This is a genomic window from Kribbella sp. NPDC023855 (assembly GCF_040639475.1).
Taxonomy (GTDB): domain Bacteria; phylum Actinomycetota; class Actinomycetes; order Propionibacteriales; family Kribbellaceae; genus Kribbella.
On record NZ_JBFAAA010000001.1, the window covers coordinates 624574 to 641190 of the forward strand.

The window sequence follows — 16617 nt, forward strand, 5'->3', positions numbered from 1 at the left end:
CCACAGGTCGGGGCCGTGGGCGGTCGCCTAGGCGCGTCCGAGGCCGGCGTCGCGGGCCCGGATCACCGCCTCGGTGCGACTGGCGACGCCCAGCTTCGCGAAGGCGGACGAGGTCAGGTTGTTGACGGTCTTGAGGGAGATTCCGAGCTCGGCGGCGATCGCGGCGTTCGACAGTCCGCGGGCGAGCCGGTCGACGGCCTCCCGCTCGCGCCGGGTGAGCTCCGGGAAGGGATCGGCGGCCGGATCGGGGGCGGTCAGCTTCGAGAGGACCTGCCGCGCCACCGCCTGACTGAAGATGACCTCGCCGGCGCTCACGGCCGTCACCGCCCGCACGATCTCGTCCTTGGTCGCGCCTTTGAGCAGGTACCCCTTCGCCCCCGCGCGCAGAGCCCGGCTCAGCGTCCGTTCGTCCTCGGTCATGGTGAGGACCAGTACGCCGACCTCGGGGGCGACCTTGCCGATCTCGCTGGTGGCCTCGAAACCGTCCATACCGGGCATGCCGAGGTCCATGATCACCACGTCGGGACGCTCGGTCACGGCCGCACGCACCGCCTCCGCGCCGGTGGCTGCCTCGGCAACCAGCTCCATGTCGGGTAGCTGCTCGAACAGCGCTCGCAGGCCGTCCCGTACCACGGGGTGGTCGTCGGCGACCATCACCCTGATCACGGCTCGACACCCAGCGGCAGTACGGCGGTGACGCGACCGCCATGCGGTGTGGGCCCGGCGTCGCAGCAGCCCCCGACCTCAGCGGCCCGGGTCTGCATTGAGCGCAGTCCGACACCAGGACACCAGGCCGAGCCCGGAGTTCCGTTGTCGGACACCGTCAGACTGAGCGAGCCGTTGTCGGCCGCCAGGGACACGACGGCGGATCGGGCCGTCGAGTGGCGCACGACGTTGGTCAGCGCCTCGGTGACGATCCGGTACGCCGCCACTTCGACCGTGGGCGACAGCGCGGGGAGCTTGCCGGGTGCATCCACGGTGAGGGAGACCGGGCCCAGTTCGTCCGCCTGGCGACGCAGTGCGCCGATCAGTCCGAGCTGGTCGAGTGCGGGCGGCCGGAGCCCGTAGACGAGCTGCCGCACGTCGTCGATCGCTTCGCGCAGCTGGCCGGCCAGCTGGGTGGCTAGTTGTTCGGCCTTCTCCGGGTTGGTGCGTGCCGCTAGCGCAGTGCCGTCGGCCTTAAGTGCTGCTCCGGTCAGGATCGGCCCGAGGCTGTCGTGGAGCTCCCGGTGCAGCCGTTGACGCTCCTCGGCCGTCACGGTGAGCACATGGTCCCGGGAAGCCTGCAGCTCACTGCTGAGCCGGGTGGCGTGGAGAGCCACCGCTAGGGGCCCGACCAGCAGGTCCAGGATCTGCTGGTCCGGCTGCGACAGCTGGCGCTCTCCTCGCCGTACTCCGATGGCGAGGGTCCCTTGTGGCTCGCCGGCGTGGACGAGCGGGAGACTCTGGACCTCACCGGTCTGCTCACCCGAACTGGTCTGCTGTCCGTCCAGCCCTATCAGCGATGCATAGGGCAGGCGCAAGGCTTCGCGCAACGCGTCGAGCATCGTGCTGAGGTCCTTGCTCGCCAGATGGTGGCCGACGACGGAGACGGCCTCGACGGGGTCGCGGCGTGCGCCGTACAGGGCCCTCTCGACGCGTTGCTGCACCCGAAGCCTCAGCGGGTTGAACCCGAGCGCGACGGCCAGTGCTGCCAGCACTGGGGCACCTGCCGCGGTCAGGACGTCGTTGAGGACAGCCACGATTGCGGAGTACGCGAGGACGACGATCCCGGTCAGGATCCCGTAGACCAGGACTCGTGACAGGACCAGCCGGACGTCGAACAGTTGGTAGCGCAGGACGGCGATGGTCACCGCGGCCGGTATCAGCGCGAAGCTCAGCAGCAGGAGGATCTCGCGTCCGGTCGGCAGGGAGAACCAGGACGGCACATTGATCACGAGGGCCAGTACGACGGCGACCAGCAGCCACTGGAGCCGCTGCCTGACCGTCTCGTCGCCGCGCTTGTAGCGCACGGCCAGGGACGCCAGGGAGAGGAACACCACGATCGGCGCGAGGAGCCCGGCGACTGCCTCGCCCTGCTCCCACCACGGGGACACCAGGTACGACGACGCGCCGTACTCGGGTGTCGGGCCGGTGCTGGTCGTTCCGATCAGTGCTGTGGCGAGTGTCAGCCAGCCCAGGGCCCGCCAGCGGGGGCTGAGCGGCGTACCGGTCGGGAACAGCTGCAAGGCAAGGGGGAGGCAGAAGAAGACTCCCCAGCCCCACGCGAAGGAGAACACGGTGACGACGGCGCGCATCACGGGCTCGGGCCAGCCGGCGTCTTGTCCACCGATGACCAACGGCGCGGTGGCGGCGCTCAGGAGGGGAGCGATGCCCAGCCCCAGGAACAGCCAGCCGATGGGGTGCTCCGGCTTGGCTCTGGCAACCAGGTAGCCGCACGGGGCCGCCGACAGGCCGATGACCAGGTTGCTCAGCAGGTAGCTGGCGACCGCGTCGTCTCTGTCCAGGCGCACGACCAGGGCGCCGCCGACGGCTGCTGCGGCGAGCAGCACGCTGACGAACAGTGCTCCGTCGGCGAGCGTGACACGGCCCCTTGCCATGACGCCATCATGACGCGCTCGCACCCCGGCCGATAGGGAACTACCTCCCGGTTCGGCCGGGCAGCCGCCCGGGCCTTGGGGGAGGCGCTCCACTGAACGGCGGCCGCTGGGGCTCCCAGGGTGGCTCCAAGGAGCACTCACCGAGGTTTGGAGACACCATGAGCAACATCTCCAGCAGCGCCACCACCGCGGGCTCGGCGACCGCCACCGGCTCGGCCGCCACCACCGGCTCGGCGACCGCCACCGGCTCGGCGAAGCAGGCCCGGGCTGGCGGCGTACGGGATCTGCGGACTTTTCAGCGCAGAGTGGCTGCCGCTGTTCTGTTGATCCCGGCAACGAGTATCGGCCTCGCCAGGCTCTTCCAGGTCGACGACACGGACACCCGGAAGGCACTGGACCTGGTCGCAGGCGACCCGGGCCGGCAGTTCACCTTCGCGCTGCTCGGGTACATCGGCATCCTCACGATCGTGCCGGCGTTCCTGGCGGCGGCGAGACTGGCTCGGCGTCGCCGTCCCGTGCTGACGACCATCGCGCTCGGGGTCAACCTGGTGGCCTACCTGGGATCGTGGGCGATCGGTGCCGTCGACAACCTTTATCTGGTGGGCGGGAAGCTGCCGGCCGAGCAGCGCGACACCACTGCTGTCGTGATCGACAAGTTGTGGGCCGAAGGTCTCGCCGGCGTCAGTACCGGCGTCTTCGTGCTCGGGCATGTGGTCGGAGCGATCCTGATGGCTTTCGCCTTGCGGGGAAGCATTCCGGCGATCGGCTGGGTCGCGATGCTGCTCACCACTCCTGCGCACGTCGTCGCGTTCGTCGTGTTGCAGCAGCCGGTTCTGGACATGGCGGCCTGGATGCTGATGGCGCTGAGCTTCGGCTACTGCGCGGTGGCGATCCTCCGGACCACCGATGAGGCGTGGGACGTTCCCCCGCTTCGCTGACCGATCCACTCAGCAAGTCAGTTCGAAAGGAAAGAACGATGGCGATCGCGATTCTGATGGAGTTCGACGGAGATCTGGAGACTCATCTCAAGATCAGCGAGGCGCTGGGGGACGCGCCGATCGAGGGACTCGTCGTCCATGGCGGAGGCCCGAGTGAGCACGGCATCCGGAGCCTCGACGTGTGGGAGACGAAGGAGGACTCGAAGCGGTTCCTCGCCGAGCGGATGGCCCCGGCTCTCCAGCGGCTCGGCTTCGAGAGCGGGCGGCCGGTCAGCTACCAGGAGTTCGACCTTCCGTACTTGCTGCGTGGGCCCGCCGACCTGGACTGTGAGCGCAACAAGGCGGTGATCCGGCGTTTCGTCGAGGAGGTCCAGAACAAGCAGGACTGGGCTGCGTACGACGAGCTCAACGACCCCGATTTCGTCAATTTCAGCGCGCCGCCCGGAGCCCCGACGGACCGCGAAGGGGGAAAGTTCTTCCTGCAGGCGTTTGCGGCGGCGTATCCGGACGCGGTGTTCACGATCGACGACATGTTCGCCGAGGGGGACGCCGTGATCACCCGGAAGACGTTCACGGGGACCAACGAGGGCGAGTTCATGGGAGTGCCCGCCACCGGGCGGCGGGTCAGCTTCCAGTACGTCGACCTGATGCGGGTGCGCGACGGCCGGATCATCAGCCACTGGAACGTCCTGGACCAGTACAGCTGGCTGACCCAACTCGGCCTGGTCCCAGACGCTGCCTCCGCCGAGCAGCCCACCCCTCGTGCGTGACGGTGCCTTCAGTCGATGGTGGTGTCCGCGTCGGCCGCTTCGACTTCCTCCCGGCTGATGCCGAGCAGGTAGAGGATGGTGTCGAGGTACGGGACGCTGACGTGGGTGTCGGCGGCCGCGCGGACGACGGGCTTGGCGTTGAAGGCGACGCCGAGTCCGGCCGCGGCCAGCATGTCCAGGTCGTTGGCGCCGTCACCGATCGCGACCGTCTGCGACAACGGCGTACCGGAGGTCTCGGCGAAGCGGCGCAGGATGGTCGCCTTGCCGGCCCGGTCGACGATCTCGCCGAGCACCCGGCCGGTGAGTTTGCCGTCCACGATCTCCAGCACGTTCGCGGCGGCGAAGTCGATGCCGAGCTCGGCGGCCAGCTTGTCGGTGATGTGGCTGAAGCCGCCGCTGACGATCGCGAACTGGTACCCGAGCCGCTTCAGCGTCCGGACCAGCGTGCGCGCACCCGGCGCCAGCTCGATCGCGTCGTACACCTCGTCGAGCGCCGAGGCCGGCAACCCTTCGAGCGCCGCCACCCGGTTGCGCAGCGACTCGGCGAAGTCGATCTCGCCGCGCATCGCCTGCTCGGTGACGGCCGCGACCTCCTCGAGCCGCCCGGCGTGCGCTGCGAGCATCTCGATCACCTCGCCCTGGATCAGGGTCGAGTCGACATCCATCACGATCAGCCGCTTGGCCCGCCGGTACAGACCACCGGGCTGTACCGCGACGTCGAGCCCCTGGTTGACCCCTTCGAGCGCGAGGACCTTGCGCAGCGAGTCGGGATCGGCACCTGACACCGCGATCTCCATCGCGGTCACCGGGTAGCGCGCCATCCGGCTGATCCGGTCGATGTTGGCGCCGGTGTCGGCGATCCGGCCGGCGATCGCGGCGAAGCCCTGCGCGGTCAGCGGGCTGCCGATCACCGTCACCTGGGTCCGCCCCTTGCGGCGCGGCTCGTTGTCGCCGAAGCCCTTCTTGACGTCGATCTCGACCTCGAGGTTCTCGGCGAGGGTCTTGAGCTCCTTCTTCAGCACCTTGTGGTCCCGCGGCGCCGAGAGCAGGACGCCGAGCACCAGCCGGCCTCGCAGTACGACCTGCTCCGCGTCGATCACGTCCAGACCACGGAGCGCGAGCGTGGAGAGGACGGCGGACGTCAGGCCCGGGCGGTCCGTACCGGTCAACGTGACCAGCAGGGTCGGGCGATCGATGGGGGGCGCTTCGCGCTCAGCCTGTGTCATGACAAGTCAGACGCTACCTAAATCCGGTAAACGCCAGACGACCGGTCCACATGCCAATCCACCCGACCGCTCGAGAGGGAGGCGGCTAAGCGGTCAGCGGCCTAGTCGGGTCAGCGGCTCAGCAGGTCGGCGGGGAGCGGTGAGCGGGTCAGCGGGTCAGCGGTGAGCGGGTCAGCGGGGAGCGATCAGCGGGTCAGCAGTTCGGCGTGGGAGCGGCCAGCAGATCAGCGGGTCAGGGGGCCAGCGATCAGCGGGTGAGGGGGTCAGGGGGTCAGCAGGTTGGCGAGGGAGCGGTCTAGCGGGTCAGCGGGAGGTGGGTGGTGGGCCGCAGGCTGCGACTAGGGCGCGCCGGGCGGCGGCGCCGAGGTCGAGCAAGGTACGCCGGCGGGCATCCGCCTCGGCTCCGGTGACGGCGGCACCGTCGTCCTCCAGCGCGGCGTCGGCGATCGCCAGGCAGCGACGAGCGGTCGCGGCGGTCTTCACGGCCCGCGCTTCGTAGCCGGGCGCAAGGTCATCGCCCTTGCCCGAACCGATCTTGCGGATGTCCATCAGCGCATCCGCCACCTCCGGCTTCCACTTCGCCACGTCCAGCGCGGCCAGCGACTCGGCCGCCTCGATCAGCGCAGTACGAAGTCCACGGTCGGCCTCACCGAAGTCGGCCGGCAACGGACTGGTCGCAGGCAAGACGGTCCACTGCACCGCCGGTCCGACGTACGCCGGTACGAGCCCGATGTCCGCTCCGGTCAGGACAACCGCCTCACCCGTCTCGAGCGCGGCCTCGTTGAACGTCGGCGGCCCGGCCAGCCCGATCGGGTGACCCGGAATCGGCAACGCGAGATGCGCCTGGGTCGCGCCGGCCGCCCGCAGCAGATTGAGTGCCACCGGCAACGTCGCGGGCGCGGGATGCCCGGCCAGCCCGGACACGTGATGCCCGACGTCCTCACCGAGGATCTTGTGAGCGGCCGTGTCGGGGTCGCAGGCGCCAGTCAGCATGGCGTTGGTCCACACGGTGAAACGCACCGAGGCGGCAGTGGTCAGCACACCCACCATTGTCCCACCCCCTTCACCCATCTCGATCTCTTGGTTCTTGGCACGACTCGCCGGGATCGCCGTCGACTGCTCGGGGCCACCACTCCGCCCTCCCTCCGATCTTCTTGTTCTTCACACGACTGGGCGGGGTCGGCGTCGACTGCTCGTGGGCACCCCTTCCACCCTCCCTCTTATCTTTTTGTTCTTGGCACGACTCGGCGGGGTCGGCGTCGAGTGCTCGGGGCCACCCCGTAGGTTTTGCTCCATGACTGCGGTGGCGGAGATGGCTGGTGTCTCGATCGTGCGCGGTGACGCGCTTCTGCTGGACGGCGTCGACTGGTCCATCGAGGAGACCGACCGCTGGGTCGTGATCGGCCCGAACGGAGCCGGCAAGACGACCATGCTGCAGATCCTCGCGGCCCAGATGCACCCGACCGCCGGCGTCGTCGGACTGCTCGGCGAGGTGCTCGGCGCGATCGACGTCTTCGAGCTGCGACCCCGCATCGGACTGACCAGCGCGGCACTCGCCGACCGGCTGCCGAAGGGGGAGCGCGTCGCCGACGTGGTCGTCTCCGCTTCGTACGCCGTACTGGGTCGGTGGCGCGAGGAGTACGACGACCTGGACCACCAGCGCGCCAAGGAGCTGCTGACCGAACTCGGCATCGGCCACCTCAGCGAGCGCACCTTCGGGACCCTGTCGGAGGGCGAGCGCAAGCGGGTCCAGATCGCCCGCGCGCTGATGACCGACCCTGAGCTGATGCTCCTGGACGAACCGGCCGCCGGTCTCGACCTCACCGGTCGCGAGCACCTGGTCCGGTCGCTCAGCTCGATCGCGACCGCCGAAGGCGCCCCCGCGATGGTCCTCGTCACCCACCACGTCGAGGAGATCCCGCCGGGCTTCACCCACGCCCTGCTGCTGAAGCAGGGCCGGGTCGTCGCCGCCGGCCCGATCGACGAGGCCCTGACCGCCGAAACCCTGAGCGAGACCTTCGACCTCGCCCTCAGCCTCGACCACCAAGACGGCCGGTACTTCGCCCGCGCCCTCTGAACGACCCCCCACGCCTCCTGAACGATCCGCCCACGCCCCCGGAACGCATCCCAGCAGGCCCTCTGAACGAATCCCCCCGGGCCCGCTGCGCGTCCAAAGGGCCGGAGGGCCTGCTTGAGGTCCCGATCGCGGATAGAGTTGGCAAATGATGGATTGGCTGCGGGAGAACGTCTGGGCGGCTTGGCTAACCCTCGCCGCCGTGCTCGGCCTGGCGGAGCTCGCTTCGCTGGACTTCACCTTGCTGATGCTGGCCGCGGGCGCGGTCACCGCCGGCGGCGTGGCGGTGATCTTCCCCGGACTGCTGTGGTTGCAGATCGTCGTCGGGTTGCTCACCGCGGGCGCGATGCTCGCCGCGATCCGCCCGCTGCTGAACCGCAAGTTCCACCACGGCCCCCAGCTGATGACCGGCTCGGCCCACGTGATCGGCCGCAGCGGCGTCGTCGTCAAGGAGATCCACCCCGACGGCGGCGGCTCCATCAAACTCAACGGCGAACTCTGGACCGCCCGCCCGTACGACGAGATGTCCACCTTCGCCCCCGGCACCCGCGTCGAAGTGATGTCCATCGACGGCGCCACCGCAGTCGTCTACCCCATCGGCGAACCCCTCACCCAACACCACCCCGAACTAAACACCCCCGACAAATCCCAAGACCCCGACCCCCCAAAGTAACGAGCACCCCACGTCATCTGGCAGTACGGCAAAGGCGAAGTGGAGCAGGTTGGTCCGCCGCCGGGCTCATGACGCTTAGCGTCACCTCGCAGTACAGAGAAGGTGCGGGCAGCACGGCGCCACAGGCGGTGAGGTAACTGGGAGACTGGTGTGGTCGCCGAGGCAGCCCGCCGCCAGCTCGTGACGCTTCGCGTCACCTCGCAGTACAGGATCAGAGTCGCGCGCCAATCGGGCACCGTCCGGCCTCGTGATGCTGCGCATCACCTCAGGGGTGCGATGGAGCCAGGCTCGTGCCGCTTCGCGTCACCTCGCAGTACAGAGAAGGCACCTGCAGCACGGCGCCCGCGCGGTGAAGCAACTCGGGAGTGGTGGCCGGCGAGGAAGTCCGCCGCCAGACTCGTGACGCTTCGCGTCACCTCGTAGTACAGAAAGGTGCGGGGCAGCACGGCGCCCCAACGCGATGAAGCATCCCGGGGTCTGGTGTGGTCGGCGACGAGCCCTCCGCCGGCTCGTGACGCAGCGCGTCACCTCGCAGTACAGAGAACGCACGAGCACCACGGCGTCCGGGCGGTGAAGCAATTCGGGAGTGGAGCGGCCGGCGAGGAAGTACGCCGCCGGGCTCGTGACGCTGCGCATCGCCTCGCAGTACACGGAAGGTATGGGCAGCTCGGCGACCGGCTGGCAGGGTGGCCTGCCACCGCGCTCGTGACGCTGCGCGTCACCTCGCAGTACGGGGTCGGAGGCATGCGGCACCGGGCACCAGCGGGCGTCGTGATGCTGCGCATCGCCTCGGGGATGCGATGGAGCCGGGCTCGTGACGCTTTGGCGTCACCTCACAGCACGGGAAAGGCGAAGGTGGTCCGCCACTGGGCTGGTGACGCTGTGCGTCACCTCGCAGTGCACAGAAGATATGGTCCACCCCGGCTGCCGGGTGGGCCCGTGACGCCGCACGTGACCTTGCCAGTGCAGGACAGCTCAGGCCGCCGCCCGTCAGCGGCTCGTGACGCTTGGCGTCACATTGCAAGACACATGACGAGTACGGCGGCCCCCGACGTGCCTTGCGTCCGCGGGGAGGCAAGCATCGCCTCGCTAGGCAGGGTCGTAGTACAGCCTGTACGCCGTACCGTCTGCCCGCGACGCTGCGCATCACCTCGACAGCGCAGGACACGGGACGGTGTTGTCCGACGGCGGCTCGTCACGCGGGACGCAGGACCGGGACGGAGTATGGCGGACCCTCACGTGCCTGCCGCGAACGTCCGCCGCGGGGGCTCGCGACGCCTCGCGTCACCTCGTGAGGTGGGCGGCGGAGTAGGAAGTGGCGCGACGAACATGCCTGCAGTTCGCTGACCTTGCAACTGGAGAAGCTGGGATGTGTGTGCGGCCGGGCAGTCCAGCTGTTGCCCTACGCAACATCACACCACCATCCACAGAACAGGACTCCCTGTGCACAACTTGTCCGATTCCGGCCAATCGAGATTCCCCTTACAAACAAGGCGGTCTGAGCCCAGAAATTGTCGGAGGTGGTCTCTAGAGTTTGATGCATGGAGACCACGCAGCTACTCCCGCCATCGAGGCTCAGTGACAGCGCCTTGCTGTCCACCCTCGACGCCGTGGACGCTGCCCTCTCCACCCTGAACACCTACCACCTGCAACTCCTCGCCGACTTCGACCAACGAGGCCTGGCGACCGAACAGGGCGCCCGCGACACCATCGAATTCATCTCGCTGCGCCACAACCGCAACCGCCGCGAAATCCGCCGAGACCTCAAAACCACCAAGGCACTTTCCAAGTACTCCGCCGTCACAGCAGCCCTCCCCGACCCGACAGCACCCACCGACAGCGGCGCTGTGCCTGGCGCGGCGAGGTTGAGCCCAGCCCAAGCCGAAGCCATCGTCACCACCTTGGAGAAGGCGCCGGCTTCGGTGCCGGACGAGGCGCTGCGGGTGGCCGAGGAACAGATGATCGAAGTCGCCCGCCTCCTCACCCCCGACGACCTTCGGGGTTTCGGTCGAGAGGTCTTGGCCAGGCTGGACACCGACGGCCCCGAACCCGCTGAGAACGACGCCCACGCCCGGGAGACCCTCACGCTGCGCCGGGCCGACGGCGGCGTGAAGTTCACCGGCTACCTGGCCGGCGAAAACGCCGAGCAGTTCCGCACCCAGATCAACCGCCTGTCCAAACCCCACCGCACCCTCGACGGCGAACTGGACCCCCGCCCGCACGACAAACGCCAAGCCGACGCCCTCACCCAGATCCTCAACCTGGCCGCAGGCAACACACCCCGCGCAGGCGACGAAGTCACCGCGTCGAACGGCCCGGGTCTCCCGCACATCACCATCACCATTGATTTCGACGACCTGCGGAACGCCACCTCCCACGCCGTGGGAGAACTCGTGTACGGCGACAACCTGTCCGCCTCCGCCGTACGCCGCCTTGCCTGTGACGCGGCGATCCTGCCGATCGTGCTCGGGTCGGATTCCCAGCCGCTGGATGTCGGGACGGAACAGCGCTTCGTCACCCGACCGATCCGCCGGGCGCTGATGAAGCGGGACAAGGGCTGCGTGATCTGCAAGGCGCCACCGTGGCAGTGCCACGCCCACCACCTCATCCACTGGATCGACGGCGGCCCGACGTCGATTACCAACCTGGTGCTGCTGTGCCCTGGCCACCACCGCGCCGTCCACTCCGGGCACTGGACCATCACCATCACCGGCGGCATGGTCCAGGTCACCCGCCCGATGTGGACTACCCCCGGCACCACCGGCGCCGACGATCTGGCCAGCCTGATCGACCTGACCCGCTACTTCACCCCGGCCACTGGCGGGCCGGTCAGTGTCAACCCGCAGTACGAACACCGGGACGGGTTCCCCGCCAGCAGTCTCACTCGGCACTCTGCCCTCACCGGACAACTCAGCCCGCAAACCAGCCCACAGGCCAGCCCGAATCCGAGTCCACAGACCAGCTCGAAGCCCAGCGCGCAAACCAGCCCGCAACCAGGCAGCGGCGCCTTGCCCTGGCTGACTTCCGAAGCCGTCGGGCTGCTGGATCCGTGGGGCGATAGCGGCACCCCTTCCGCAGGCCCGTAGCACCACCGCGCCCACCGGCGGCTCGCAAGCCGGCGCCCAATCGCTCATCGGCCATGGGTCGGTGAGCAGTAACCCACGCCCTCGCACCACGCGCTGTCTGAAGCCCGCGCGAAGCATCACGAACCCGGACGACCGAGCCTGTCTGGACCCTGGGGGAGCGAATGGCGCCACCTTCCGCCCGCGCTCGGCTGAGAGGTGGTCGACGTCGGCTTTTTCAGACCGGCTGAGCCGGGGACTCACTGGGCGCGGCCTTTGAGGAGCCAGCGGGTTACTGGGATTTCTATCAGGACGCGGGCGCCGGCGGCGGGCTCCGGGGCGGTGATGTCCCAGCCTTGGTATTTGTCGGCGAATGCGGTGGTGATTTCGGTGGGGAAGTTGCTGCGGTGGAGTTGGGCTCGGCCCTCGGCCACTGCGGGGGAGCGGCCGTCTTCGAGGGCTAGGGAGACCCTCGGGTCTTGCGTCAGATTGCGGATCTTGCGGTTCTGCTCCGCGCTGGCAACCCACCACGTTGCCTTCGAGTAGACGAACCACACTGGCGTCACATGCGGCGAGCCGTCCGGTCGTAGCGTGCATATCCAGACGCTTCGTTCCCGGTCCAGCCGAGGCAGCAGTTCTCGGTCCACAGTCACCATGGGGAGCATCCTCGGACTTCAACTGCGCTGGAGGTCAACGCGACTGCTGATTCACCTCGCAGTACAGGGAAGGTGGGACGGTGGTCCGCCGCCGGGGCTCGTGACGCTGCGCGTCACCTCGCAGTACCCGGGAGGCATGGTCTTTGCGGCGCCGGGGAGGCATCGAGCCACCGGGTCGCCGGACCTCGACAGGTCGGACACGAGCTCGACCAGGCTCCCGTCACGAGTGGAGAAGGTGGGTGCCAGGTGGTCCCCAACCCCGCCAGAGTCCGCGGGCGGCGACTGTTCGGCCCCGCGCGCCACGGGGTGCTGCGACCCCATCGCGGTGACGGACGGCGGTATCACGAGGCGGGTGCGGCTGTCGCGTCGCGGGTCCGGTACTGCGGGGTGGCGTGTTGCGTCGCCAGGCGGGCGTGGCTGTCGCGTTGCGGGTCCGGTACTGCGGGGTGACGTGATGCGTCACGGGGCGGGTGCGGTTATCGCGTCGCGGATCCGGTACTGCGGGGTGACGCGACGCGTCATGAGGCGGGTCGCGGCCGTTGGGGAGGGTGTGGTGTGGCGTGGGGGATGGGGAGCGGGGGCGCAGTAGGGTCGGGGTGCGGACAGGGGGTGCGGGGTGGGGTTTTCGGATTGTGAGGGAACCGTTGCCTGGAGTGGCCCGTCGATAGGAAAGACTGTCCGTCCTGAGGGTTCTTCGAGTGGGAGGGTCACGTGACCGCGTTCCTCATAGTGCTGGCATTGGTCGCCTTACTGGTGGTCGTCACACTGATCAAGTCAGTCCGGGTCGTGCAGCAGCAGACCGTCGGCATCGTGGAGCGGTTCGGGAAGTTCAAGGTCGGCCTGCAGCCGGGCCTGAACCTGCTGACGCCGTTCGTCGACAAGGTGCGGTACACGATCGACATGCGCGAGCAGGTGGTCGCGTTCCCGCCGCAGGGCGTCATCACCGAGGACAACCTGATGGTGTCGATCGACTCCGTCATCTACTTCCAGGTCAACGACCCGGTGCGGGCGACGTACGAGATCTCCAACTACATCCAGGCGATCGAGCAGCTCACCATGACCACGCTGCGCAACATCATCGGTGGCATGGACCTGGAGCAGACGCTGACCAGCCGCGAGGAGATCAACGAGAAGCTGCGGTATGTGCTGGACGAGGCGACCGGCAAGTGGGGCATCCGCGTGAACCGGGTGGAGCTGCGCTCGATCGACCCGCCGCCGTCGATCCAGGACTCGATGGAGAAGCAGATGCGCGCGGACCGCGACAAGCGCGCCGCGATCCTCACCGCCGAAGGTATGCGCCAGTCGGCTGTTCTCTCGGCCGAAGGGCAGAAGCAGTCCGCGATCCTCACCGCGCAAGGTGACCGGGAGTCCCGCATCCTTCGTGCGCAGGCCGAGCGGGAGGCGCGGATCCTGAAGGCGCAGGGTGAGGCGCAGGCCATCACCACCGTCTTCAACGCGATCCACGCCGGCAAGCCCGACCAGGGTCTGCTCGCCTACCAGTACCTGCAGATGCTCCCGTCGATCGCGCAGGGCGACTCCAACAAGCTGTGGATCATCCCGAGCGAGATCGGGAAGGCGATGGAAGGCCTCGGCAGTGCCGTCGGCCAGATCGCCGGCATCACCCAGAAGGCGGAGGGTCCGTTCCCGGAGCCCGAGCTGGGCGACTCCGCTGCGGTTCAGGTCGACAGCGGGATGGGCACGGCGGCGACTCCGGACGCTGCTGTGGCCGAGGCCGACAACGCAGTACAGGAAGCCATTGCGGCCGCGCAGAACGCTGCAGTCAGCTCCCGCAGCCAGCAGGCCCAGGCGACGCCCGCAGTCACGGCGGCTCCCGAGCCGACCACCCCGCCGGTCCAGGACGGTCCTTCGCAGGAGCGCTGACCACCGGTACGACGTACTGACGCGCGGCCCGGCCCTCACCCCACCGGTGGGAGCCGGGCCGCGCGACGTCCACCCCATCACCAGCCGACACGGAGCCGGCCCCGTGGGACGTCCACCGCACCGCACCACGCCGGGTCGCGCGGCGCCACCGCACCACCGGCCGGCATCAGCCGGGTCGTGTGACGTCCACCGCACCGCCAGCCCGGACCACGCCGGGCGCCTGCTCACGAGCCGGACTGGTGAGCAGGGAGACGCGTCCGGTGCGTAGAGTCTGGCAGCGATGACATGGTTCGAGGCGCTGTTCGTCCTGGTGGCGGGCGTGGGCGCGGGCACAATCAACGCGGTGGTGGGCTCCGGCACGTTGCTGACCTTCCCCGCGTTGCTTGCCGTCGGCATCCCTCCGGTGCTGGCGAACGTCAGCAACAGCGTCGGCCTGTCACCCGGTACCGCGGCCGGCGCGATCGGCTATCGCCGTGAACTGGAAGGCCAGCGCGGCCGGATGCTGCGGCTCATCCCCGCCTCGCTGATCGGCGGCATCGTCGGTGCCGTGCTGTTGCTCAAGCTCCCCGGCTCGGCCTTCAACGCCGTCGTCCCCGGGTTGATCCTGCTCGGCTGTCTCCTGGTGGCGTTGCAACCGTGGCTCTCCAAGCGGATCATCCTGCCGACGCACACGCACCGCGGCGCCTGGTGGGTCATCCCGGCCGTCTTCCTCACCGGCGTGTACGGCGGCTACTTCGGCGCGGCCCAGGGCGTCTTGCTGATGGCGATTCTCGGCATCGGCATGGACGCGAACCTGCAGCGGATGAACGGCCTGAAGAACGTCCTCGCCACCGTGGTCAACGGGGTGGCCGCGATTCTGTTCATCATCGTCGCGGACGTCGACTGGCTGGCGGCCGCCCTGATCGCGGTCGGCTCGACGATCGGCGGTTTCGTCGGCGCCCGCTACGGCCGCAAACTCCCGCCGACCGGCCTGCGCGCGCTGATCGTGATCATCGGGATCGTCGCCATCGTCACGATGGTTTTCTGACCTCGAGCCCGGCCAGCAACAGGTCGAGGCCGTAGTCGAACTGCTCGTCGCCACCCGTGGTCCGGGCCAGCTCCGGCGCGAGCTCGACGACCGTCGGGTACTGCCGGGACGACAGCGACTCCATCGTCGTCCGCAGCCGGCGCCACGCTTCGGGGTCGCGCCGTTCGGCGGCCATCTGGATCTCCCAGGACGTTGCCCCCAGCACATAGGTGAACAACGTGGTGTGGGTCCGCGCCGCGGTCTCGGCGTCGAACCCGGCAGCTCGCAGTACGCCGAGCAGGCCTTCGGCCACCCGGGCGGTCTCGTGGCCGCTCAGCGGGCGACTCGCGAGTAGTTGCGCGAGGCAAGGATGCTGCAGCATCAACGCGCGCAGCCCACGACAGACGGCGCGCACCTGATCCGGCCAGGCCGCGTCCTCCGGTACGGCGGGCACGAGCGCCATCAGGTGATCGCGCACCGCGTCGTACAGGTCGTCCTTGTTGCGGAAGTACGTGTAGAGCGCCATCGGGCCGACCCCGAGCTCGCCCGCGAGGCCGCGCAGACTGAACGCGTCGGCGCCCTTGGCCTCCATCAGGTCGAGCGCGGTCCGGACGATCAACTCGGGGCTGAGCGTGTTCCGCGGCGTTCGGGGACGTGTGTCCGGCATCTCGTTCACCTCCATAACGTACAGTGTATAGTACGGTGTAAGGAAGCCCCCAGAAGCAGTGCCACAGCAAATGCAGGTGGAAGGAGCACGACAAGTGCGAGCCGTACAGATCAGCGAGTTCGGTGGACCAGAGGTTCTCGAGGTCGTCGACATCGAGGAGCCGGTGGCCGGCGACGGCCAGGTCCTGATCACCGTGGACCGGGCCGGTGTGAACTACGCCGACACCCACCAGGTGGAGAACAGCTACCTCTCGAAGGCGACACTGCCGCTGATTCCCGGTGGCGAGGTCGTCGGTCACACCGAGGACGGGCGCCGGGTCGTCGCGCTGGTCGGCACGGGCGGCTATGCGGAGAAGGTGACCGGCTACGCGCAGGCCGCGTTCGACGTACCGGAAGGTGTGAGTGACGCCGACGCGCTGGCCCTGATCGTTCAGGGCACGAGCGCTTGGCATCTCCTGAAGACCTCCACTCATCTGCAGCCGGGGGAGTCTGTCCTCATTCACGCCGGTGCCGGTGGTGTCGGCTCGCTCGCGATCCAGCTGGCGAAGCTCTGGGGCGCCGGCCGGGTCATCGCGACCGCCTCGACCGAGGAGAAGCGCAAGCAGATCCTGGAGCTCGGCGCGGACGCCGCGATCGACGGCGACCCCGAGGGCCTGAAGGACCGGATCATCGAAGCCAACCACGGCAAACCGATCGACATCGTGCTGGAGATGGTCGGTGGCAAGACCCTCGACGAGTCGTTCGATGCCCTCGGCCCCTTTGGCCGGCTGGTCACCTTCGGTGCCGCGTCGCGTCAGCAGGCCGAGCCGATCGCGCCCGCCCGCTTGATGAAGGGTTCCAAGACGATCGCCGGCTTCTGGCTGGCCGACTGCTTCAAGGTGCCCGGGATGCTGGCCGACCCGCTGGCCGAGCTGTTCGGCCTGGTCCAGGACGGCAAGCTCCGCTCGATCCTCGGCGGCGAGTACGGCCTGTCCGAGATTGCCACCGCCCACGAGGACATGCGAGCCCGGCGTACCGTCGGCAAGCTCATCCTCGACCCCACCCGCTGAAAACCGCCTCTCTACA

General features: G+C 68.8%; 14 protein-coding genes. 8 read left to right on the forward strand and 6 right to left on the reverse strand.

Annotated elements, in window-relative coordinates; genetic code table 11:
- Positions 1–27 precede the first annotated feature (27 nt).
- Both AB0F51_RS02830 and AB0F51_RS02835 read right to left on the reverse strand, forming a co-directional pair.
- Positions 28–666 carry a response regulator transcription factor gene (locus AB0F51_RS02830; protein WP_360273039.1) on the reverse strand — a complete coding sequence of 213 codons (639 nt, stop codon included), beginning with the start codon at positions 664–666 and terminating at the stop codon, positions 28–30.
- The gene (locus tag AB0F51_RS02835; RefSeq protein ID WP_360273042.1) at positions 663–2600 is read right to left on the reverse strand and encodes a GAF domain-containing sensor histidine kinase; all 1938 of its coding nucleotides are present in this window, start codon (positions 2598–2600) and stop codon (positions 663–665) included. Before AB0F51_RS02835 ends, AB0F51_RS02830 begins: the two co-directional genes overlap by 4 nt.
- A gap of 158 nt (positions 2601–2758) precedes the next feature.
- Between AB0F51_RS02835 and AB0F51_RS02840 the strand changes: the two genes are divergently transcribed.
- The gene (locus AB0F51_RS02840; RefSeq protein WP_360273045.1) at positions 2759–3538 is read left to right on the forward strand and encodes a hypothetical protein; all 780 of its coding nucleotides are present in this window, start codon (positions 2759–2761) and stop codon (positions 3536–3538) included.
- A gap of 38 nt (positions 3539–3576) precedes the next feature.
- Positions 3577–4308 carry an ester cyclase gene (locus AB0F51_RS02845; protein ID WP_360273048.1) on the forward strand — a complete coding sequence of 244 codons (732 nt, stop codon included), beginning with the start codon at positions 3577–3579 and terminating at the stop codon, positions 4306–4308.
- 8 nt (positions 4309–4316) lie between these two features.
- Here the strand turns inward: AB0F51_RS02845 and serB are convergent, their stop codons facing one another.
- On the reverse strand, positions 4317–5534 hold the full coding sequence (serB, locus tag AB0F51_RS02850; RefSeq protein ID WP_360273051.1) for a phosphoserine phosphatase SerB: 1218 nt from the start codon (positions 5532–5534) through the stop codon (positions 4317–4319).
- A 303-nt stretch (positions 5535–5837) separates the two neighbouring features.
- Positions 5838–6584 (reverse strand): hypothetical protein, encoded by a 747-nt coding sequence (locus AB0F51_RS02855; protein ID WP_360273054.1) that lies wholly within the window; start codon positions 6582–6584, stop codon positions 5838–5840.
- A gap of 244 nt (positions 6585–6828) precedes the next feature.
- On the opposite strand from AB0F51_RS02855, the gene AB0F51_RS02860 reads away from it, so the two are divergent.
- The 3 genes from AB0F51_RS02860 to AB0F51_RS02870 all read left to right on the forward strand — a co-directional run bounded on the left by AB0F51_RS02860 (position 6829) and on the right by AB0F51_RS02870 (position 11367).
- The gene (locus AB0F51_RS02860) at positions 6829–7611 is read left to right on the forward strand and encodes an ABC transporter ATP-binding protein (RefSeq protein ID WP_360273057.1); all 783 of its coding nucleotides are present in this window, start codon (positions 6829–6831) and stop codon (positions 7609–7611) included.
- Positions 7612–7756: 145 nt separating this feature from the next.
- A complete protein-coding gene (locus AB0F51_RS02865; RefSeq protein WP_360273060.1) occupies positions 7757–8281 on the forward strand; it encodes an NfeD family protein in 525 nt (174 codons plus the stop codon).
- A gap of 1541 nt (positions 8282–9822) precedes the next feature.
- Positions 9823–11367 carry a DUF222 domain-containing protein gene (locus AB0F51_RS02870; protein ID WP_360273063.1) on the forward strand — a complete coding sequence of 515 codons (1545 nt, stop codon included), beginning with the start codon at positions 9823–9825 and terminating at the stop codon, positions 11365–11367.
- Positions 11368–11603: 236 nt separating this feature from the next.
- On the opposite strand, the gene AB0F51_RS02875 is transcribed toward AB0F51_RS02870, so the two are convergent.
- Entirely contained in the window at positions 11604–11999 is a 396-nt protein-coding gene (locus tag AB0F51_RS02875) for a pyridoxamine 5'-phosphate oxidase family protein (protein WP_360273066.1), read from the reverse strand.
- A 711-nt stretch (positions 12000–12710) separates the two neighbouring features.
- Between AB0F51_RS02875 and AB0F51_RS02880 the strand changes: the two genes are divergently transcribed.
- Together AB0F51_RS02880 and AB0F51_RS02885 are read left to right on the forward strand one after the other, a co-directional pair.
- Complete coding sequence (locus AB0F51_RS02880; protein ID WP_360273069.1) at positions 12711–13880, forward strand: SPFH domain-containing protein; 1170 nt, start codon at positions 12711–12713, stop codon at positions 13878–13880.
- A 280-nt stretch (positions 13881–14160) separates the two neighbouring features.
- Positions 14161–14907, forward strand: a complete 747-nt coding sequence (locus AB0F51_RS02885; RefSeq protein WP_360273072.1) for a sulfite exporter TauE/SafE family protein — start codon at positions 14161–14163, stop codon at positions 14905–14907.
- On the opposite strand, the gene AB0F51_RS02890 is transcribed toward AB0F51_RS02885, so the two are convergent.
- Positions 14891–15553, reverse strand: a complete 663-nt coding sequence (locus AB0F51_RS02890) for a TetR/AcrR family transcriptional regulator (RefSeq protein ID WP_360273075.1) — start codon at positions 15551–15553, stop codon at positions 14891–14893. The genes AB0F51_RS02885 and AB0F51_RS02890 overlap by 17 nt on opposite strands.
- Before the next feature lie 94 nt (positions 15554–15647).
- Between AB0F51_RS02890 and AB0F51_RS02895 the strand changes: the two genes are divergently transcribed.
- Complete coding sequence (locus AB0F51_RS02895; protein ID WP_360273078.1) at positions 15648–16601, forward strand: zinc-binding dehydrogenase; 954 nt, start codon at positions 15648–15650, stop codon at positions 16599–16601.
- Positions 16602–16617: the final 16 nt, after the last annotated feature.

Coding starts and splice junctions, on each gene's coding strand:
- AB0F51_RS02835 (WP_360273042.1), bottom strand. CDS start 2,600: ATGGCAAGGGGCCGTGTCACGCTCGCCGACGGAGCACTGTTCGTCAGC.
- AB0F51_RS02840 (WP_360273045.1), top strand. CDS start 2,759: ATGAGCAACATCTCCAGCAGCGCCACCACCGCGGGCTCGGCGACCGCC.
- AB0F51_RS02845 (WP_360273048.1), top strand. CDS start 3,577: ATGGCGATCGCGATTCTGATGGAGTTCGACGGAGATCTGGAGACTCAT.
- serB (WP_360273051.1), bottom strand. CDS start 5,534: ATGACACAGGCTGAGCGCGAAGCGCCCCCCATCGATCGCCCGACCCTG.
- AB0F51_RS02855 (WP_360273054.1), bottom strand. CDS start 6,584: ATGGTGGGTGTGCTGACCACTGCCGCCTCGGTGCGTTTCACCGTGTGG.
- AB0F51_RS02860 (WP_360273057.1), top strand. CDS start 6,829: ATGACTGCGGTGGCGGAGATGGCTGGTGTCTCGATCGTGCGCGGTGAC.
- AB0F51_RS02865 (WP_360273060.1), top strand. CDS start 7,757: ATGATGGATTGGCTGCGGGAGAACGTCTGGGCGGCTTGGCTAACCCTC.
- AB0F51_RS02870 (WP_360273063.1), top strand. CDS start 9,823: ATGGAGACCACGCAGCTACTCCCGCCATCGAGGCTCAGTGACAGCGCC.
- AB0F51_RS02875 (WP_360273066.1), bottom strand. CDS start 11,999: ATGGTGACTGTGGACCGAGAACTGCTGCCTCGGCTGGACCGGGAACGA.
- AB0F51_RS02885 (WP_360273072.1), top strand. CDS start 14,161: ATGACATGGTTCGAGGCGCTGTTCGTCCTGGTGGCGGGCGTGGGCGCG.
- AB0F51_RS02890 (WP_360273075.1), bottom strand. CDS start 15,553: ATGCCGGACACACGTCCCCGAACGCCGCGGAACACGCTCAGCCCCGAG.